Here is an 18,870-nt window from a genome sequence, read left to right on the forward strand (position 1 = left end):
CACTGAGGCAAACCATGACGTGCAGCTGGGGATGCCCGCACTCCCCGCCCCCGACTACCCGGTGGACGTACGGGCCCGGCTGGAGGCGGACGCCAAGGAGGTGATCGCCCGCTACCCGGGCGCGCGCTCGGCACTGCTGCCGCTGCTGCACCTCGTCCAGGCCGAGGAAGGGCATGTCACCCGTACCGGCATCCGCTTCTGCGCCGAGATGCTCGACCTCACCACCGCCGAGGTCACCGCGGTCTCGACCTTCTACTCCATGTACCGCCGCAAGGCGAGTGGTGAGTATCAGGTCGGGGTCTGCACCAACACGCTGTGCGCGGTGATGGGCGGCGACGCCATCTTCGAGGACCTCAAGGAGCACCTGGGCGTCGGCAACGGCGAGACCACCGAGGACGGCGCCGTCACCCTCGAACACATCGAGTGCAACGCGGCCTGCGACTTCGCCCCGGTCGTGATGGTCAACTGGGAGTTCTTCGACAACCAGACGCCACAGTCCGCCCGGCAGCTCGTCGACGACCTGCGGGCCGGCCGGAGCGTGCAGCCCACCCGGGGCGCGCCGCTGTGCAGCTTCAAGGACACCGCCCGGATGCTCGCCGGTTTCCCGGACGAGCGGCCCGGCGCCGTCGAGGCCACCGGCGGAGCGGGCCCCGCCTCGCTGATCGGGCTGCGGCTCGCCAAGGGCGAGGCCGTCCCCGGCCGCGGCGCCGACCACGTCATCGCGCCGCGCACCGCTCGGACCGCCGACGGGTCCGGCGGCGAACCCCCGTCCGGCCACCCCGCCGAGGAGCCGCCCGCCGGGCACCCCAGCTCCCATGACGCACCGCAGGAGACCGCGGCCTCCGATGACCAGCACCCAGCGGGACCCGCAGCAGAGGAGGGGGAGTGATGACCGTGGCTGCCGCACACGGGGGTGCCTCCCGGCCGGAGGCCGGCGGGGAGACCAACCCCGAGAAGCTTCTGACGCCCGTCCTGTCCGCCTTCTGGGACCAGCCCCAGCCCTGGACGCTGGAGACCTACCGCCGGCACGAGGGGTACGAGGGCCTGCGCAAGGCGCTCGCGATGCCCCCGGACGACGTCATCGCGTACATCAAGGACTCCGGGCTGCGCGGCCGCGGCGGCGCCGGCTTCCCGACCGGGATGAAGTGGCAGTTCATCCCGCAGGGCGACGGCAAACCGCACTACCTCGTCGTCAACGCCGACGAATCGGAGCCCGGGACCTGCAAGGACATCCCGCTGCTCTTCGCGAACCCGCACTCCCTCATCGAGGGGATCGTGATCGCCTGCCATGCGATCCGCTCGCACCATGCCTTCATCTATCTGCGCGGTGAGGTCGTGCCCGTCCTGCGGCGGCTGCACGAAGCCGTGCGCGAGGCCTATGCGGCGGGTTTCCTCGGCAGGAACATCCTCGGCTCGGGACTCGATCTGGACGTGATCGTGCACGCGGGCGCCGGCGCGTACATCTGCGGTGAGGAGACCGCGCTGCTGGACTCGCTGGAGGGGCGTCGCGGGCAGCCCCGGCTGCGTCCCCCCTTCCCCGCGGTGGCGGGCCTGTACGCCTGCCCCACTGTGGTGAACAACGTCGAGTCCATCGCCTCGGTTCCCGCGATCATGAACCGGGGCAAGGACTGGTTCCGGTCCATGGGCAGCGAGAAGTCCCCCGGTTTCACGCTCTACTCGCTCAGCGGCCATGTCGCCCGCCCCGGCCAGTACGAGGCCCCGTTGGGCGTCACCCTGCGCCAGCTGCTGGACCTGAGCGGCGGAATGCGCCGCGGCCACCGGCTGAAGTTCTGGACCCCGGGCGGCTCCTCGACACCGATGTTCACCGACGAACACCTCGATGTCCCCCTGGACTACGAGGGCGTCGGCGCGGCCGGCTCGATGCTCGGCACCAAGGCGCTGCAGTGCTTCGACGAGACCACCTGCGTGGTGCGGGCGGTCACCCGCTGGACCGAGTTCTACGCACACGAGTCCTGCGGCAAGTGCACGCCCTGCCGCGAAGGCACCTACTGGCTGGTGCAGTTGCTGCGCGACATCGAGGCCGGCAAGGGCCGGATGGACGACCTCGACAAGCTGAACGACATCGCCGACAACATCAACGGCAAGTCCTTCTGCGCCCTCGGCGACGGCGCCGCCTCGCCGATCTTCTCCTCGCTGCAGTACTTCCGCGAGGAGTACGAGCAGCACATCACCGGCAAGGGCTGCCCCTTCGACCCGGCCAAGTCGACCCTGTGGGCCGACAACGACGCTCACCTGGGGGTGAATGCATGACCGTCACCACAAGCGCTCCCTCGGGCGGCGGCGAGGCGGCGATCCCGCCGGAGGACCTCGTCACCCTGACGATCGACGGCATCGAGATCTCCGTCCCCAAGGGGACGCTGGTCATCCGCGCCGCCGAACTCCTCGGCATCGAGATCCCGCGGTTCTGCGACCACCCGCTGCTGGACCCGGCGGGCGCCTGCCGGCAGTGCATCGTCGAGGTCGAGGGCCAGCGCAAGCCGATGGCCTCCTGCACCATCACCTGCACCGACGGCATGGTCGTCAAATCGCAGCTCACCTCGCCGGTGGCCGAGAAGGCCCAGCGCGGGGTGATGGAGCTGCTGCTGATCAACCACCCGCTGGACTGCCCGGTCTGCGACAAGGGCGGTGAGTGCCCGCTGCAGAACCAGGCGATGCAGGTGGGCGACCCGGAGTCGCGCTTCGAGGGCAAGAAGCGCACCTTCGCCAAGCCGGTGCCGATCTCCACGCAGGTGCTGCTGGACCGCGAGCGGTGCGTGCTGTGTGCGCGCTGCACCCGCTTCAGCAACCAGATCGCCGGCGACCCGATGATCGAGCTGGTCGAGCGCGGCGCCCTCCAGCAGGTCGGCACCGGGGAGGGCGACCCCTTCCAGTCGTACTTCTCCGGCAACACCATCCAGATCTGCCCGGTCGGCGCGCTCACCTCCGCCGCGTACCGCTTCCGCTCCCGCCCCTTCGACCTGGTCTCCTCGCCGTCGGTGTGCGAACACTGCGCGGGCGGCTGTGCGACGCGTACGGACCACCGGCGCGGCAAGGTCATGCGGCGGCTGGCGGCGAACGATCCCGAGGTCAACGAGGAGTGGATCTGCGACAAGGGGCGGTTCGCCTTCCGCTACGCGCAGCAGCGCGACCGGCTGGAGCAGCCCCTCGTACGCAACCCGGAGACCGGTGAACTGGAGCCGGCGAGCTGGCCCGAGGCACTGGAGGCGGCGGCCCGCGGGCTGTCCGCCGCCAAGGGCCGCACCGGAGTGCTGACCGGCGGCCGGCTGACCGTCGAGGACGCCTACGCCTACGCCAAGTTCGCCCGGATCGCGCTGGACACCAACGACATCGACTTCCGGGCGCGGGTGCACAGCGCGGAGGAGGCCGAGTTCCTGGCGTCCCACGTCGCCGGGCATGGCCGCGATCTGGACGGCACCGCAGTCACGTACACCGCGCTGGAGCAGGCACCGGCCGTCCTGCTGGCCGGGATCGAGGCCGAGGAGGAGGCGCCCGGTGTCTTCCTGCGGCTGCGCAAGGCGCACCGCAAGAGCGGCCAGCGCACCTTCGGGCTGGCCGGTCACGCCTCCCGCGGGCTGATCAAGGCGGGCGGCACGCTGCTGCCGGCCGCGCCCGGCACCGAGACCGAATGGCTGGACGCGCTCGCGGGCGGCGTCGGCCTGGACGGCGAGGGGCAGGTGGCGGCCGAGGCGCTGCGGGCCGACGGCGCGGTGATCATCGTCGGCGAGCGGCTGGCGGGCGTACCCGGCGCCCTGACCTCCGCCGTCCGCGCCGCCCTGGCCACTGGCGCCCGGCTGGTGTGGATCCCCCGGCGGGCGGGCGAACGCGGCGCCGTCGAGGCGGGCGCACTGCCCGGCCTGCTGCCCGGTGGCCGGCCGGCCACCGACCCGCGGGCCCGTGACGAGGTCGCGGCCGTCTGGGGCGTGGCCGCGCTGCCGCACCGGCACGGCCGGGACACCGGCCAGATCATCGAGGCCGCGGCGACCGGCGAGCTCGGCGCCCTGCTGGTGGCGGGCGTCGAGGTCGCCGACCTGCCGGACCCGGCCCGTGCGCTGACCGCCCTGGACGAGGTCGGCTTCCTGGTCAGCCTGGAGCTGCGGCCCTCGCAGGTCACCGACCGGGCGGGTGTGGTCCTCCCGGTGGCGGCCGTGGTCGAGAAGGCCGGCACCTTCCTCAACTGGGAAGGCCGGGCGCGGCTGTTCGAGGCCGCCCTCAAACCGGACCAGATGACCCGACGGCATCTGCTGCCGGACGCCCGGGTGCTGCACCTGCTCGCCGACGCCCTCGACGTCCATCTGGCGCTGCCGGACATCCGCGCGGCGCGCCGCGAACTGGACCGGCTCGGCGGCTGGGAGGGCCCCCACGCGGACGAGCCCCGGGAGAGCGGACGCCCGCTGCCCCGACCCGAGCCCGGCGAGGCGGTCCTCGCCGGACACCGGCTCCTGCTGGACCAGGGTCTGCTCCAGCAGGGCGACGAGGCGCTGGCCGGCACCCGGCACGCCGCCGTCGCCCGGCTGTCGCAGATCACCGCGCAGGAGACCGGGGTCAAGGACGGCGACCTGCTGGCGGTCACCGGACCGGCCGGCGCGGTCCGTCTGCCGCTCCACGTCACGCCGATGCCCGACCGGGTGGTGTGGCTGCCGCTCAACTCGACGGGCGGTGGCGTCGCCGCCGACACCGGGGCGCAACCCGGTGACCTGGTGAAGATCTCCGCCGTCCCGGGCACCCCGGAGCCGGCCGAGGAGGTGGACGCATGATGCAGCTCGGTCAACTCGCCGCCGCCGGTGGTGCGCTGGCGCAGGAAGACCTGTCGATGTTCGGCCGCGACCCGTGGTGGCTGGTCGTCATCAAGGCGGTCTTCTGCTTCGCGTTCCTGATGCTGACGGTGCTGTTCTCGATCGTCTGGGAACGCAAGGTCGTCGCCTGGATGCAGCTGCGCATCGGCCCCAACCGGCACGGCCCCTGGGGGATGCTGCAGTCCCTCGCCGACGGCATCAAGCTGATGCTGAAGGAGGACCTGGTCGTCAAGCGGGCCGACAAGGTGGTCTACGTCCTCGCGCCGGTCGTGGCGGCCATCCCGGCCTTCATGGCGATCGCGGTGATCCCCTTCGGCCCGGCCGGCAACGAGATCTCCATCTTCGGTGTCCGCACCCCGATGCAGCTCACCGACCTGCCGATCGGCATCCTCTACATCCTGGCCACGGCCTCGGTCGGCATCTACGGCATCGTGCTGGCCGGCTGGTCGTCCGGTTCGACGTATCCGCTGCTCGGCGGGCTGCGCTCGTGCGCGCAGATGATCTCGTACGAGATCGCCATGGGGATGTCGTTCGCGGCGGTGTTCCTCTACTCCGGGTCGATGTCGACGTCGACCATCGTGGAGTCGCAGCAGAACAGGTGGTACGTCCTGCTGCTGCCGGTGTCCTTCATCATCTACATCGTCGCGATGGTGGGCGAGACCAACCGGGCGCCGTTCGACATGCCGGAGTCCGAGGGCGACCTCGTCGGCGGCTTCAACACCGAGTACTCGTCCATCAAGTTCGCGATGTTCATGCTCGCCGAGTACATCAACATGGTCACCGTCTCGGCGGTCGCGATCACGCTCTTCCTGGGCGGCTGGAAGGCCCCCTGGCCGATCTCCACGTTCTGGGCGGGCGCGAACCACGGCTGGTGGCCGCTGCTCTGGTTCACGATCAAGGTGCAGCTGCTGCTGTTCTTCTTCATCTGGCTGCGCGGCACCCTTCCCCGGGTGCGCTACGACCAGTTCATGAAGCTGGGCTGGAAGGTCCTCATCCCGGTCTCGCTGGTCTGGCTGATGCTGGTCGCCACCGTCCGGGCGCTGAAGAACGAGGGCTACAACTTCTCGCAGATCGTGCTCTATGTCGCGGGCGGCGCCGTCGTGCTGCTGCTGATCTCGCTCCTCGTGGACTTCTTCCGGCGCGCCGAGAAGGAGGAGACGGACGGCGACGGGGCCTTCGACCCGATGGCCGGCGGCTTCCCCGTGCCGCCGCTGCCCGGACAGAGCCTGCCACCGGTGCCGCGACGCCGGCCGCGCCGCGAGCGCGAGCTGATTGTCAGTGGTCGGGTGGACACTGTCAGTGACGGAAATGGAAACGACGGAAAGGGGGGCGACGGTGCCTGAGTTCCAGAACCCCGTGGCCGGCTTCGGCGTGACCTTCAAGGCCATGTTCAAGAAGCGGCTGACCGAGCAGTACCCGGAGGAGAAGAAGCCGACGGCGCCGCGTTTCCACGGCCGCCACCAGCTCAACCGCCATCCCGACGGGCTGGAGAAGTGCATCGGCTGCGAGCTGTGCGCCTGGGCCTGCCCGGCGGACGCGATCTACGTCGAGGGCGCGGACAACACCGCCGAGGAGCGCTACTCCCCGGGCGAGCGCTACGGCCGCGTCTACCAGATCAACTACCTGCGCTGCATCCTGTGCGGCCTGTGCGTGGAGGCCTGCCCGACCCGCGCGCTGACCATGACCAACGAGTACGAACTCGCCGACCGGTCCCGCGAATCGCTCATCTACACCAAGGAGGAGCTGCTGGCGGGCCTGTCGGAGACGATGGTCGACTCGCCGCACGCGATCTACCCCGGCATGACGGAGAAGGACTACTACCAGGGCCTGGTGACCGAGGCCGCTCCGGGGACCGTCCGTCAGGTCGCGGTCTCCAAGGGCGAGAAGGCCGACGGCAACACCCAGGGGAAGGAGGCGAAGGCATGACCGGACTCGCCGCCGCGGCCTCCGTGACCTCCACCGGAGAGGCCGTGCAGTTCTGGATCCTGGGCATCGTCGCCGTCAGCGGCGCGCTGTGCACGATCCTGATGAAGCGGGCCGTGCACAGCGCCCTCTCGCTCGCCGGGACCATGATCGTCCTGGCGGTCTTCTACCTCGCCAACGGCGCGTACTTCCTCGGTGTCGTCCAGATCGTCGTCTATACCGGCGCGATCATGATGCTGTTCCTGTTCGTCGTGATGCTGGTCGGTGTCACCGCGGCGGACTCCCTCAAGGAGACGCTGAAGGGGCAGCGCTGGCTCGCCGCCGGACTGGGCATCGGCTTCGGCGTCCTGCTGATCGCCGGGATCGGCAACGCCTCGCTCAAGGAGTTCAACGGCCTGGGCGAGGCGAACGCCGGCGGCAATGTGCAGGGCCTGGCCGCGCTCATCTTCACCAAGTACGTCTTCGCCTTCGAAATCACCGGCGCGCTGCTGATCACGGCGGCCGTCGGCGCGATGGTGCTCACCCACCGGGAGCGCACCGAGCGCGCCAGGACGCAACGCGAGCAGTCCGAGGCGCGCATCCGCGAGGGCAAGCAGGTGCCGCCGCTGCCCGCCCCCGGCGTCTACGCCCGGCACAACGCCGTCGACATCCCGGGCCTGCTGCCCGACGGCACCACGTCCGAGCTGAGCGTCAGCCGGACGCTGCGGGAGCGCGGCCAGCTCCGGGATGTCTCCGGTGAATCGCTCGCCGAGCTGAAGGCGCTGGAGGAGCGCTCCGAGAACTGGCTGGGCCGGGGTTCCGATGAACCCCGGCCCTCGTCGTCCGGTGGCGTGGCGCCGAAGGAGCACAAGGAGGGGGCCAAGAAATGAACCCGGTCAACTACCTCTATCTCGCCGCCCTGTTGTTCACCATCGGCGCGGCCGGGGTGCTGATCAGGCGGAACGCCATCGTGGTGTTCATGTGCATCGAGCTGATGCTCAACGCCTGCAATCTCGCCTTCGTCACCTTCTCGCGGATGCACGGGAATCTGGACGGCCAGATCATCGCCTTCTTCACGATGGTCGTCGCCGCGGCCGAGGTCGTGGTCGGCCTGGCGATCATCGTGTCGATCTTCCGCACCCGTCATACGGCCTCGGTCGACGACGCCAGCCTGATGAAGCTGTAAGGGGTCGCACAAAGTGGAGAACTTGATCGCGCTGCTTGTCGCGGCACCGCTGGTCGGTGCGGCCCTGCTGCTGTGCGGCGGCAGCCGGCTCGACCGCACCGGCCACCTCATCGGCACGCTGTTCTCGGTGGCGTCGTTCGCCCTCGGGGTGGTGCTCTTCGCCGACATGCTCGGCAAGAGCGCCGACGACCGTGCCCTGCACCAGCACCTGTTCACCTGGATTCCGGTCGGCGGCTTCCGGGCCGATATCGCCTTCCAGCTCGACCAGCTGTCGATGACCTTCGTCCTGCTGATCACCGGTGTCGGATCGCTGATCCACATCTACTCGATCGGCTATATGGAGCACGACGAGCGGCGCCGCCGCTTCTTCGGCTACCTCAACCTCTTCCTCGCGGCGATGCTGCTTCTCGTCCTCGCCGACAACTACCTCCTGCTGTACGTCGGCTGGGAGGGCGTCGGCCTCGCCTCGTACCTCCTCATCGGCTTCTGGCAGCACAAGCCGAGCGCGGCCACCGCCGCCAAGAAGGCGTTCCTGGTCAACCGGGTCGGCGACATGGGCCTGTCCATCGCGATCATGCTGATGTTCACGACGTTCGGGACCTTCGCCTTCGGCCCGGTGCTCGCCGCCACCGGTGACGCCTCCGAGGGCAAGCTGACCGCCATCGGGCTGATGCTGCTGCTGGCCGCCTGCGGCAAGTCGGCGCAGGTGCCGCTGCAGTCCTGGCTCGGTGACGCGATGGAGGGCCCGACCCCGGTCTCGGCCCTGATCCACGCCGCCACCATGGTCACCGCCGGGGTGTATCTGATCACCCGCTCCGGGGCGGTCTTCAATGCCGCGCCGACCGCCCAGCTGGCGGTCGTCGTGGTCGGTGCGGTCACCCTCCTCTTCGGTGCGATCGTCGGTTGCGCCAAGGACGACATCAAGAAGGCGCTGGCCGGCTCGACGATGTCGCAGATCGGCTACATGATCCTGGCCGCCGGCCTCGGCCCGATCGGCTACGCCTTCGCGATCATGCACCTGGTCACCCACGGCTTCTTCAAGGCGGGTCTCTTCCTCGGCGCCGGCTCCGTGATGCACGGCATGAACGACGAGGTGGACATGCGCCGTTACGGCGGCCTGCGCAAGTACCTGCCGGTCACCTTCGTCACCTTCGGCCTCGGCTATCTGGCGATCATCGGCTTCCCCGGCCTCTCCGGCTTCTTCTCCAAGGACAAGATCATCGAGGCGGCGTTCGCCAAGGGCGGCACCGAGGGCTGGATCCTCGGCGGCGCGGCCCTGCTGGGCGCGGCGATCACCGCGTTCTACATGACCCGGGTGATGCTGATGACGTTCTTCGGGGAGAAGCGCTGGAACCCCGACGAGGTGCATCCCCACGAGTCGCCGAAGGTCATGACGGTCCCGATGATCGTGCTGGCCCTCGGATCGGTCTTCGCGGGCGGGCTGTTCAGCATCAACGAGGCCTTTGTGAAGTGGCTGGAGCCGGTCACCTCGTTCGCGCACGGGCACTCCCCGGTCAGCGCGACCACCGTCACCGCCTCGACGATCGTGGTGCTGCTCATCGGCGTCGGCATCGCCTGGCTGATGTACGGCCGCAAGCCCGTTCCGGCGCTCGCCCCGCGCGGTTCACTGCTGACCCGGGCGGCCCGCCGTGATCTGCTCCAGGACGACTTCAACCACGTCGTGTTCGTGCGCGGTGGGGAAGAGCTCACCGGCACACTCGTCCAGCTCGACCGCTCCCTCGTGGACGGCGCGGTCAACGGCACGGCGGCCTCGATGGGCGGACTCTCCGGCCTGCTGCGCCGGTTGCAGACCGGATTCGTCCGTTCGTACGCGGTCCAGATGCTGGGCGGCGCCGCCGTTCTCGTCGCCGCGACCCTGCTGATGAGGGGTGTCTGAGCCATGTCGTTTCCCCTGCTGACAGCGGTGGCCGTGGTGCCGGCGGCCGGTGCGATCGCCACCGCCGCGCTGCCCGCCGCCAAGCGCACCGCGGCCAAATGGCTCGCGCTGCTGTTCTCGCTGGCCACCTTCGCGCTGGCGTTGGTGGTCGCCTTCCGCTTCGACCCCGGCGCCAAGGGCCCCTTCCAGCTCACCGAATCGCACGCTTGGATCAGCGACTTCGGTGTCCGCTACGAACTCGGTGTGGACGGCATCGCGGTCGCCCTGATCGCGCTGACCACCTTGCTGATCCCGTTCGTCATCCTGGCCGGCTGGCATGACGCCGATCCCCTCGAAGAGGCCACGCCCAACCGGCGCTGGCGGCCCACCCAGGGTTTCTTCGCGCTGATCCTGTCCGTCGAGGCGATGGTGGTCCTCTCCTTCGAGGCCACCGATGTCTTCCTCTTCTACCTCTTCTTCGAAGCCATGCTGATCCCGATGTACTTCCTCATCGGCGGCTTCGGGGACCGGGCGGGCGGGGACGGCGAGGAACGGGACGCGGGCCGGCGTTCGTCGGCCGCGGTGAAGTTCCTGCTCTACAACCTCGCCGGCGGACTGATCATGCTGGCCGCGGTGATCGGGCTGTACGCCGTCACCGCCGACCAGCTCGGCACCGGCACGTTCTCGCTCCAGCAGATCGTCGAGGCGCGGGCGGCCGGCAAGCTGGACATCGCAGCCGGCACCGAACGGCTGCTCTTCCTCGGCTTCTTCTTCGCCTTCGCGGTGAAGGCGCCGCTGTGGCCGCTGCACACCTGGCTGCCCGGTGCCATGGGCGAGTCGACCTCGCCGGTCGCGGTGCTGATCACCGCGGTCGTCGACAAGGTCGGCACCTTCGCGATGCTCCGCTTCTGCCTCCAGCTCTTCCCCGGGGCCAGCAGCTGGGCCACCCCGGTCATCCTCGTCCTCGCGCTGATCAGCGTGCTCTACGGAGCGCTGCTGGCGGTCGCCCAGCGGGACATCAAGCGGCTGATCGCCTACGCCTCGATCTCCCACTTCGGGTTCATCATCATGGGCATCTTCGCGATGACGTCCCAGGGCCAGAGCGGCGCGACGCTCTACATGGTCAACCACGGCATCTCGACCGCCGCGCTGATGCTGGTGGCCGGCTTCCTGATCGGCCGCCGCGGCTCGCGCCTGATCGCGGACTTCGGCGGCGTCCAGAAGGTCGCCCCGGTCCTCGCCGGCACGTTCCTCATCGGAGGCCTGGCCACCCTGTCGTTGCCCGGCCTGGCCCCGTTCGTCAGTGAATTCCTGGTCCTGGTCGGCACGTTCAGCCGCTACCCGGTGATCGGCATCATCGCCACCCTCGGCATCGTCCTCGCCGCGCTGTACGTCCTCGTCCTCTACCAGCGCACGATGACCGGGCCGGTGAAGGAGGACGTGCGGAGCATGCCGGACCTGCGGGTGCGGGAGCTGGTGGTGGTGGCGCCGCTGATCGCGCTGCTGCTCTTCCTCGGGGCGTACCCCAAACCGCTCACCGACCTCGTCAATCCGGCGGTCGGCCACACCCTGTCCGTCGTGGACAAGAAGGACCCCAAGACCCCTGTGCGGGTGGACGCCGTGCCCGGTGGAGGCCGGGCCGGCCATACCGTGCGCCCTCAAGACGTGGAGGCCGCGAAGTGAGTTCCGTGGCAAGCGTCCACAGCCTGTGGACAGTGGCGGCCGGTGCGCCGGGCAAGATCCCGGCACCGCACATCGAGTACGCCCAGCTGTCGCCGACGCTGATCGTCCTCGGCGCGGCGGTGGCCGGCATCCTCGTCGAGGGGTTCGTGCCGCGCCGTCACCGCTACTTCTCCCAGCTTCTGCTGACCGTGGTGGCGCTGGCCGCCGCGTTCGCCGCGGTGATCGGCCTGGCGGCCGGTGGCTTCGGCTCGTCCAAGGCGCATATCGCGGCCATGGGCGCGCTCGCCGTCGACGGCCCGGCGCTGTTCCTGCAGGGCACGATCCTGCTGGTGTCCCTGATCGCGGTCTTCACCTTCGCCGAGCGGCGGCTCGATCCTGCGGCACATGGAAAGCGGGTGGACTCCTTCGCGGCCCAGGCCGCGGCCGTACCCGGCGGCGCCGCCGAACAGGCCGCGGTGAAGGCCGGGTTCACCACCACCGAGGTCTTCCCGATCCTGCTCTTCGCGGTCGGCGGGATGCTGGTCTTCCCGGCGGCCAACGACCTGCTGACGCTCTTCATCGCGCTGGAGGTCTTCTCCCTCCCGCTGTACATCCTGTGTGCGCTGGCCCGCCGCCAGCGGCTGCTGTCGCAGGAGTCCGCGGTGAAGTACTTCCTCCTCGGCGCCTTCTCGTCGGCCTTCCTGCTGTTCGGCGTGGCCCTGCTGTTCGGCTACGCGGGCACGGTCACCTACGCCGGGATCGCCGAGGTGGTCTCGGACGGCGCCAAGCAGATCGATCCGGCGCTGGCCGGCACGATGGGCAACGACGCCCTGCTGCTGATCGGTGCGGCGCTGGTGCTGATGGGGCTGCTGTTCAAGGTCGGCGCGGTCCCCTTCCACATGTGGACCCCGGACGTCTACCAGGGCGCCCCGACCCCGGTCACCGGCTTCATGGCGGCCGCCACCAAGGTCGCCGCGTTCGGTGCGCTGCTGCGGCTGCTGTACGTCGCCCTGCCGGGCCTGCGCTGGGACTGGCAGCCGGTGATGTGGGGCGTCGCGATCCTCACGATGCTGGGCGGAGCGATCGTCGCCATCACCCAGACCGACATCAAGCGGCTGCTGGCCTACTCCTCCATCGCGCACGCCGGCTTCATCCTCGCCGGTGTCATCGCCACCAGCAAGGACGGCATCTCCTCGGTGCTCTTCTACCTCGGCGCCTACTCCTTCGTGACGCTCGGCGCCTTCGCCGTGGTCACCCTGGTGCGGGACGCGGGCGGCGAGGCCACCGCGCTGTCCAAGTGGGCCGGGCTCGGCCGGCGTTCGCCGCTGGTGGCCGCGGTCTTCGCGGTCTTTCTGCTGGCCTTCGCCGGTATCCCGCTGACCTCCGGTTTCGCCGGAAAGTTCGCGGTGTTCAAGGCGGCGGCACAGAGCGGCGCGGGCTGGCTGGTGGTCGTCGGTGTGATCTCGTCGGCCATCGCGGCGTTCTTCTACATCCGAGTGATCGTGCTGATGTTCTTCAACGAGCCCAAGGCGGACGGCCCGACCGTCGCGGTGCCCAGCCCGCTGACGACCACGGCCATCGCCGTCGGTGTCACGGCCACGCTGGTGCTCGGCCTGGCGCCGCAGTACTTCCTCGACCTGGCCGGCCAGGCCGGGGTCTTCGTGCGCTGAGATCCGGCGGCGCGCCATGACAGCGGCCGCCGCCCGGAGCCCTCGGGGGGTTCCGGGCGGCGGCCGTCCGTCGTGCGGCGCGCGGTCCCGCCGTGCGAGGCGTGGTCCGCCGCGTGAGGCGCGGTCCGTCGTGCGAGGGGTGGCCCGGCGGCCGGTCAGCTCTTGGGCATACCGCTCGGCAGCTGCGGCATATCGGGGACCTTCACGCTGCCGTCGCCGGACTTGGTGTACTTCTCGGTGGGCCCGTTCTTCCAGTCGACGGTCAGGGTCTTGCCGTCGGCGGCGGGCTTGAGGGTGCCCATGGTGCGGGTGGTGTCCTTGTCGGTGCACTTGACCGCGGCCATGGTCATCCCGGCCATCTCCTGGACCTTGCCCAGGCAGGCGGCCTTGTGCCCGTTGCTGAAGGCGACGGTGCCCTTGCTGATCACCAGGATCAGCGGGCTGCTCTTCGTACCGGCCTTCCAGGCACCCTCGACGGCACCGGCGCCCGCGGGCTTGTCGGGAGTCGACGGCGCGTCCGGCGACTTGCTCGGCTTGCTGTCGTTGCCGCTGCCGTTGCCGCCGCTGCTTCCGCAACCGCTGAGCAGCATCGCGGCGATGGCTGCCGCCCCGGCGATCTGCGCTGCCTTGCGCACGTACGTCTCCTCCGTTGTGGGTCAGGACCCGTGAGGCTAGCAGCGGTCCGGGACCCGTCCCGGACCGCTGCAACGCCGGTACGGACTTGGTGTGGGGCTGTGACGTGGCAGCACACCGGGTGGGGCAGGGGAGGGCGGTGCATGTGCCGTCTACCGGACGGTCTCGGGCGGTCTCCCGGGCGGTCCCAGTCGCTCCCAAGTGGTCCCAGTCGGTCTCGGGCGGTCTCAGTCGGTCTCGTCCGGTCTCGGGCGCGACCGGACGCTTTCCTCAGGAGGCCGCATTCGACGCCGCCTCCTTGTCCTGCCGTACGGCGCGCTCCACCGCATGCACCGTCCAGATCTCCCGCGTCCAGCGCTTCATCTCGCGGCGCACCGTGCGGTACTCGCGGCCCGGCAGGAGCCTGCGGTCGAGGTCGGTCGCCGAGGCCAGCGCGGCGAGCAGCCGGCTGCGGCGGTCGGGGAACCCGGCGCCGAGTGCCGCGGCGAAGCGCTCCCGGGCCGGTCCGGCCAGATCCACCGGCCCGGCCGGGAAGCGCTCGTAGGGGAAGAGGCCCAGGGCCCGCCGGGCCTCCCTGCGCAGCGCGCCGCGCTCCTCCAGCCGGTGCAGGCACAGCTCCTGAACGGGTCGTCCGGCGCCGCGCACCCAGCGGCGCGCCGTGCCGCCCCGGCGCTGCTTGGCCCCTTCCGGCAGCGCCGCCAACGCGCCGTCCAGCACCGGATCGCCCAGCGACAGCGGGTTGGTCACCACGATCCGGTCGCGGCCCTCGACGGTGATCCGCCCGGCCCCCTCCAGATCGGCCAGTGCCGCACCGGCCAGCCCGTACCGCAGGTACGCGCCGCGGTTCAGCGGCCGGCCGCCGACCGGGTCGAGGGCGAGCAGCAGCAGCTCCTCGGGGAGGGTGAGCGGCGGCTCGGTCATCCGGCGGGCAGGATGCGGCCGGTGACCTCGCCCAGGCCGATCCGGGCGCCCTCGGGGCCGGGCGCCCAGGCGGTGAGGGTGACCTCGTCGCCGTCCTGGAGGTAGGGGCCCTTGCCCTGGGTGAGCTCCAGCAGACAGCCGAGCTGGTCGGGGTCGGGGCCGGAGACGGTGCCGGAGGCGAAGAGGTCGCCGGTGCGCAGCGAGGCGCCGTTGACGGTCATATGGGCGAGCTGCTGGGCGGCCGTCCAGTACATGGTGGAGAACGGCGGCCGGGAGACGGTCTCGCCGTTGATGCGCACCTCGATGCGGATGTCGATGCCGCCCGGCTCCGCGCCCGCGTCGTCGAGGTAGGGCAGCAGCGGCACGTCCCGGGCGGGCGGCGGCGTCCGGGCCTCGTCGAGGGCGTCGAGCGGGGTGATCCAGGCGGAGACGGAGGTGGCGAAGGACTTGCCCAGGAAGGGGCCGAGCGGCATGTACTCCCAGGCCTGGATGTCGCGCGCGGACCAGTCGTTGAGCAGGCAGACGCCGAAGACGTGGTCGCGGAAGTCGCCCAGCGGGACGGGTGTGTGCAGTGTGGAGGGTGCGCCGACGACAAAGCCGACCTCGGCCTCGATGTCGAGGCGGAGGGAGGGGCCGAAGGCGGGCGTCTCGTCCGCGGGGGCCTTGCGCTGGCCGTGCGGCCGGACGACCGGGGTGCCGCTGACGACGACGGTGCCCGCCCGGCCGTGGTAACCGATCGGCAGGTGCTTCCAGTTGGGGGGCAGTGCCGCGGACGCCGGGCGGAAGATCCGGCCGACGTTGGTGGCGTGGTGCTCGCTGGCGTAGAAGTCGACGTAGTCGGCGACCTCGAAGGGGAGGTGCAGCGTGACCTCGGTGAGCGGATGGAACAGCGGTGCCACTTCGTCGCGGTGCGCCGGGTCGGTCACGGCGCTGCGGACGGCCGCCCGGATCTGCTGCCAGACGGGACGGCCGGCCGCCAGCAGCGGGTTGAGGGTCGGGGCCGCGAGCAGTTCGGCGTGCGGATGGATGGCGGCGGGCAGGGCGCTCGGCAGTGCGCTCAGATCGAGGACCCGGTCGCCGTAGCGGACGCCGAGGCGCCGCTGACCGGGCGCGTCGGCGGTGCTGAACACACCGTAGGGCAGGTTGTGCGGGCCGAAGGGATCGCCTTCCGCCAGGTCGAACGGGCTCTGCTCGGGCATGGACAGCTCCTCGCGTTCGTCGTCACCGGTGGGCGGCCGGGCCGGCCGGGCCTGGTGGCCCGCGGGCCGGGGGCGCCGACGATCAGCGTACGGCCGGGCGATGACCGGCGGGGCGGTCATGGGGCGCGAGGGCGCGGGAGCGTACGGATTTGGACGGCGTACGCGCCACGTGATGCGCCCCCAAGCATCGGCAATGTCCGGAAAAGCCTTGCTGCACCGCGCAATTCGGGCCTAGCTTCCTTTCCTGGCGCGGGCCGGGGAGGGACCGCGCCGTTGGGGGGATACGTGGCTCGCAGTGCCGCACGGCCCGCGGTCGACCGGAGCGTTCCGGGGCTGATCGTGAAGATCGGGGCGTACCCCCTGCACCACGGAGGTGTGGGGGCGATCCGCAGCCTGGGGCGGCTCGGGGTGCCCATGTACGCCGTGACGGAGGACCGCTTCACACCGGCGGCCCTCTCCCGCTATCTCCGCGGCCGCTTCGTCTGGCCGACCACCGGGCGGGAGGAGCCGGACCGGCTGGTGACGGGGCTGCTGCGGATCGGCCGGCGGATCGGCCGCCCGACGCTGCTGCTCCCCACCGACGAGGAGGCGGCCGTGCTGATAGCCGAGCACGCCGAAGCGCTCTCCGGGTCGTTCCTCTTTCCCCGGGTCGCCCCCGGACTGCCGCGCCGGCTGGCCAGCAAACAGGGCCTGCACGAACTGTGCGCGGCCCATGGGGTGCCCTCGCCGGCCGCCGTCTTCCCCGGTTCGTACGCGGACATCGAGGCGTACGCCGGGCGCGCGCGCTTCCCGGTGGTGGCCAAGAACCGCGAGGCGTTCGTCCGGCGCGAACGGCCCGCCGTCGCGGGGACGACCCGGATAGGAGGGCCGGAGCAGCTGCTGGATCTGGCCCGTGACTGGGGTCCGCGGCCGGGCGTGATCCTGCAGGAGTATCTGCCGCGGGAGCAGGCCGAGGACTGGATCGTGCACGCCTGCTTCGGCGCGGACCGGGCACCGCTGGCGCTGTTCACCGGGGTCAAGGTGCGCTCCTGGCCGCCGCACGCCGGCATGACGGCCTGCGCGTATGTCGTCGACAACCCGGAACTCGCCACCCTGTCGGCCAAGTTCGTCGACCGCATCGGGTTCACCGGCATCGCCGATCTGGACTGGCGGTTCGACCGCCGCGACGGCCGGTACAAGCTGCTGGACTTCAATCCGCGGATGGGCGCGCAGTTCCGGCTCTTCGAGAACGCCGCCGGGGTGGACGTCGTCCGCGCCCAGCATCTGGAGCTCACCGGGCGCACCGTCCCCGAGGGGGCGCAGCGGGCCGGGCGCCGCTTCGTCGTCGAGAACGTCGATCTGCCGGCCCGGCTCGCGTACCGGCGCAGCGGCTCGCGTCCGCCGCACGCTCCGGCGCGGGCCTCGGGCACCGAGCTGGCGTGGTTCGCGGGCGATGACCCGCTGCCGTTCTTCACGATGCTGGCGCGGTCCGTCGGGCCGGGCGCCCGGCATCTGAGGCAGCTGCGGCGGGCGGGCCGCCGGGCGGGTACCGAGGCACCACTCAGGCAAGGGGAGGGACCGAAGTGAGCACTCCGGTAGCGGTCATCGGGGCCGGCCCGTACGGCGTGTCGACGGCCGCGCACCTACGGGCGCGCGGTCTGCCGGTGCGGGTCTTCGGGGCGCCGATGGCGAGCTGGCGCACGCAGATGCCCGCGGGCATGCTGCTCAAGTCGACGCCGGCGGCTTCCACCATCGACGTCCCGCAGTCCGGCCACACCCTCGGCGACTTCTGCGCGAAGACGGGGGAGGGGCCCTACCCCTCGGACTGGGACATCGTCCCCATCGAGGTGTTCATCCGGTACGGGCAGTGGGTGCAGCAGCGCACCGTCCCCGAGCTGGAGCAGGTCAGGGTGGTCTCGGTCGACCGGCGGGACGGCGGCTTCGAGCTGAAGCTGGACAGCGGGGAGCAGGTCGGCGCGCGGGCCGTGGTGGTGGCCACCGGGCTGAGCGGGCTGGCGCAGCTGCCGCCGGAGCTGGCCGCCGCGATCCCGGACGGGCCGTCCGCGACGGGGCCGGTCTCGCACAGCTCACAGCACCACGACCTGTCCGCGCTGGCCGGCCGCGAGGTGGTGGTGATCGGCGCCGGGCAGTCGGCGCTGGAGAGCGCGGTGCTGCTCGCCGAGGCGGGCGCGGCGTCCGTACGGGTGGTGGCGCGCCGCCAGGGTGCGGTGGGCTTCGGGGCGCCGCCGGACCGCCAGCCCCGCCTGCGGCCGCCGTCGCCCTTCGGCAACGCCTGGTCGCTGCATGCCCTGACCTATTACGCCGGCGGCTTCCGCCGGCTGCCGGTGCCCGCCCGGCGGTATCTGGTGCGGCGGGTGCTCGGCCCGCTGGGGGCGTGGTGGCTGCGGGACCGTTTCGCCGGCCGGGTGCAGGTGACGCAGGGGCGGCGGATCGTACGGGCCACGGTCCGTGACGGCCGTCCCGTGCTGGCGCTGCGAGGGGCCGACGGGCAGGGCGGGGAGCTCGCCGCCGACCATGTGCTGGCCGCGACGGGCTACCGGATGGACCTGGCGGCACTGGATTTCCTGGGCCAGGGGCTGCGCACCGGGATCGTGACGCGGGCCGGCGGGCCGCTGCTGGACGCCGGCTTCGGCTCGTCCGTACCGGGGCTGTACTTCACGGGGTTGCCGGCGGCAGCCTCGTTCGGGCCGGTGATGCGCTTCGTGTGCGGCACGGAGTTCGCCTCGCCGCGGCTGGCACGGGCGGTGGCGCGGGCCTTCGGGTGAGCGGGGCTACGGGGGCCTGCGGGGAGCGGGCTTACGGGGTGAGCGGGCCTGCGGCGGGTGGGGCGAGCCGGTAGCGCTGCTTGCGGTGGGGCCCGCGGTTCCTCTCGGGCGAGGGAAGTCACCTTGCGCTGTGGTGCTTTCGCGGGAGGCCGCGGCGGGGGGCGGTGGCGGGAGTCGCCGTGCCCGTGCCTGTGGTTGTGCCCGGGGCCGGGGCCGGGGCCGTGCCCGGACAGGAGGCCTTG

The 18,870-nt window shown here is 71.3% G+C and carries 15 protein-coding genes; 12 read left to right on the forward strand and 3 right to left on the reverse strand.

Annotation, left to right across the window (positions count from 1 at the left end; genetic code table 11):
* Positions 1 to 31 precede the first annotated feature (31 nt).
* Genes nuoE through nuoN form a run of 10 tightly spaced genes read left to right on the forward strand, consistent with a single transcriptional unit; the run spans position 32 to position 13,110 of the window.
* The gene (gene nuoE, locus D9V36_RS24720) at positions 32 to 889 is read left to right on the forward strand and encodes an NADH-quinone oxidoreductase subunit NuoE (protein WP_129298665.1); all 858 of its coding nucleotides are present in this window, start codon (positions 32 to 34) and stop codon (positions 887 to 889) included.
* Positions 889 to 2,271 (forward strand): NADH-quinone oxidoreductase subunit NuoF, encoded by a 1,383-nt coding sequence (gene nuoF, locus D9V36_RS24725; RefSeq protein ID WP_129295696.1) that lies wholly within the window; start codon positions 889 to 891, stop codon positions 2,269 to 2,271. The genes nuoE and nuoF overlap by 1 nt, the downstream gene beginning before the upstream one ends.
* Positions 2,268 to 4,775, forward strand: coding sequence for an NADH-quinone oxidoreductase subunit G (locus tag D9V36_RS24730; RefSeq protein ID WP_129295697.1), 2,508 nt, complete (start codon positions 2,268 to 2,270; stop codon positions 4,773 to 4,775). The genes nuoF and D9V36_RS24730 overlap by 4 nt, the downstream gene beginning before the upstream one ends.
* The gene (nuoH, locus tag D9V36_RS24735) at positions 4,772 to 6,157 is read left to right on the forward strand and encodes an NADH-quinone oxidoreductase subunit NuoH (protein ID WP_129295698.1); all 1,386 of its coding nucleotides are present in this window, start codon (positions 4,772 to 4,774) and stop codon (positions 6,155 to 6,157) included. The genes D9V36_RS24730 and nuoH overlap by 4 nt, the downstream gene beginning before the upstream one ends.
* Positions 6,150 to 6,740, forward strand: coding sequence for an NADH-quinone oxidoreductase subunit NuoI (nuoI, locus tag D9V36_RS24740; RefSeq protein WP_241721021.1), 591 nt, complete (start codon positions 6,150 to 6,152; stop codon positions 6,738 to 6,740). The genes nuoH and nuoI overlap by 8 nt, the downstream gene beginning before the upstream one ends.
* Complete coding sequence (locus D9V36_RS24745; RefSeq protein WP_129295700.1) at positions 6,737 to 7,606, forward strand: NADH-quinone oxidoreductase subunit J; 870 nt, start codon at positions 6,737 to 6,739, stop codon at positions 7,604 to 7,606. The genes nuoI and D9V36_RS24745 overlap by 4 nt, the downstream gene beginning before the upstream one ends.
* A complete protein-coding gene (nuoK, locus tag D9V36_RS24750; RefSeq protein WP_006604821.1) occupies positions 7,603 to 7,902 on the forward strand; it encodes an NADH-quinone oxidoreductase subunit NuoK in 300 nt (99 codons plus the stop codon). The genes D9V36_RS24745 and nuoK overlap by 4 nt, the downstream gene beginning before the upstream one ends.
* 13 nt (positions 7,903 to 7,915) lie before the next feature.
* The gene (nuoL, locus tag D9V36_RS24755) at positions 7,916 to 9,799 is read left to right on the forward strand and encodes an NADH-quinone oxidoreductase subunit L (RefSeq protein WP_129295701.1); all 1,884 of its coding nucleotides are present in this window, start codon (positions 7,916 to 7,918) and stop codon (positions 9,797 to 9,799) included.
* A 3-nt stretch (positions 9,800 to 9,802) separates the two neighbouring features.
* Positions 9,803 to 11,461 (forward strand): NADH-quinone oxidoreductase subunit M, encoded by a 1,659-nt coding sequence (locus D9V36_RS24760; protein ID WP_129295702.1) that lies wholly within the window; start codon positions 9,803 to 9,805, stop codon positions 11,459 to 11,461.
* Positions 11,458 to 13,110, forward strand: a complete 1,653-nt coding sequence (gene nuoN, locus D9V36_RS24765) for an NADH-quinone oxidoreductase subunit NuoN (protein WP_129295703.1) — start codon at positions 11,458 to 11,460, stop codon at positions 13,108 to 13,110. The genes D9V36_RS24760 and nuoN overlap by 4 nt, the downstream gene beginning before the upstream one ends.
* A 155-nt stretch (positions 13,111 to 13,265) precedes the next feature.
* On the opposite strand, the gene D9V36_RS24770 is transcribed toward nuoN, so the two are convergent.
* The 3 genes from D9V36_RS24770 to fahA all read right to left on the reverse strand — a co-directional run bounded on the left by D9V36_RS24770 (position 13,266) and on the right by fahA (position 15,863).
* On the reverse strand, positions 13,266 to 13,745 hold the full coding sequence (locus tag D9V36_RS24770) for a hypothetical protein (RefSeq protein ID WP_129295704.1): 480 nt from the start codon (positions 13,743 to 13,745) through the stop codon (positions 13,266 to 13,268).
* A gap of 268 nt (positions 13,746 to 14,013) precedes the next feature.
* Positions 14,014 to 14,664 (reverse strand): GOLPH3/VPS74 family protein, encoded by a 651-nt coding sequence (locus tag D9V36_RS24775; RefSeq protein ID WP_129295705.1) that lies wholly within the window; start codon positions 14,662 to 14,664, stop codon positions 14,014 to 14,016.
* Positions 14,661 to 15,863 (reverse strand): fumarylacetoacetase, encoded by a 1,203-nt coding sequence (gene fahA, locus D9V36_RS24780; RefSeq protein WP_129298666.1) that lies wholly within the window; start codon positions 15,861 to 15,863, stop codon positions 14,661 to 14,663. The genes D9V36_RS24775 and fahA overlap by 4 nt, the downstream gene beginning before the upstream one ends.
* 285 nt (positions 15,864 to 16,148) lie before the next feature.
* On the opposite strand from fahA, the gene D9V36_RS24785 reads away from it, so the two are divergent.
* Both D9V36_RS24785 and D9V36_RS24790 read left to right on the forward strand, forming a co-directional pair.
* Positions 16,149 to 17,429 (forward strand): ATP-grasp domain-containing protein, encoded by a 1,281-nt coding sequence (locus tag D9V36_RS24785; RefSeq protein ID WP_129295706.1) that lies wholly within the window; start codon positions 16,149 to 16,151, stop codon positions 17,427 to 17,429.
* Positions 17,426 to 18,628 (forward strand): FAD-dependent oxidoreductase, encoded by a 1,203-nt coding sequence (locus tag D9V36_RS24790; protein WP_129295707.1) that lies wholly within the window; start codon positions 17,426 to 17,428, stop codon positions 18,626 to 18,628. The genes D9V36_RS24785 and D9V36_RS24790 overlap by 4 nt, the downstream gene beginning before the upstream one ends.
* Positions 18,629 to 18,870 lie beyond the last annotated feature (242 nt).

This window comes from Streptomyces lydicus (assembly GCF_004125265.1).
GTDB classification, from domain to species: Bacteria; Actinomycetota; Actinomycetes; order Streptomycetales; family Streptomycetaceae; genus Streptomyces; species Streptomyces lydicus_C.

Bases quoted from the DNA above. Each gene is read 5' to 3' on its own strand.
- nuoE (WP_129298665.1), top strand. From the start codon at position 32: ATGCCCGCACTCCCCGCCCCCGACTACCCGGTGGACGTACGGGCCCGG.
- nuoF (WP_129295696.1), top strand. From the start codon at position 889: ATGACCGTGGCTGCCGCACACGGGGGTGCCTCCCGGCCGGAGGCCGGC.
- D9V36_RS24730 (WP_129295697.1), top strand. From the start codon at position 2,268: ATGACCGTCACCACAAGCGCTCCCTCGGGCGGCGGCGAGGCGGCGATC.
- nuoH (WP_129295698.1), top strand. From the start codon at position 4,772: ATGATGCAGCTCGGTCAACTCGCCGCCGCCGGTGGTGCGCTGGCGCAG.
- D9V36_RS24745 (WP_129295700.1), top strand. From the start codon at position 6,737: ATGACCGGACTCGCCGCCGCGGCCTCCGTGACCTCCACCGGAGAGGCC.
- nuoK (WP_006604821.1), top strand. From the start codon at position 7,603: ATGAACCCGGTCAACTACCTCTATCTCGCCGCCCTGTTGTTCACCATC.
- D9V36_RS24760 (WP_129295702.1), top strand. From the start codon at position 9,803: ATGTCGTTTCCCCTGCTGACAGCGGTGGCCGTGGTGCCGGCGGCCGGT.
- D9V36_RS24775 (WP_129295705.1), bottom strand. From the start codon at position 14,664: ATGACCGAGCCGCCGCTCACCCTCCCCGAGGAGCTGCTGCTGCTCGCC.
- fahA (WP_129298666.1), bottom strand. From the start codon at position 15,863: ATGCCCGAGCAGAGCCCGTTCGACCTGGCGGAAGGCGATCCCTTCGGC.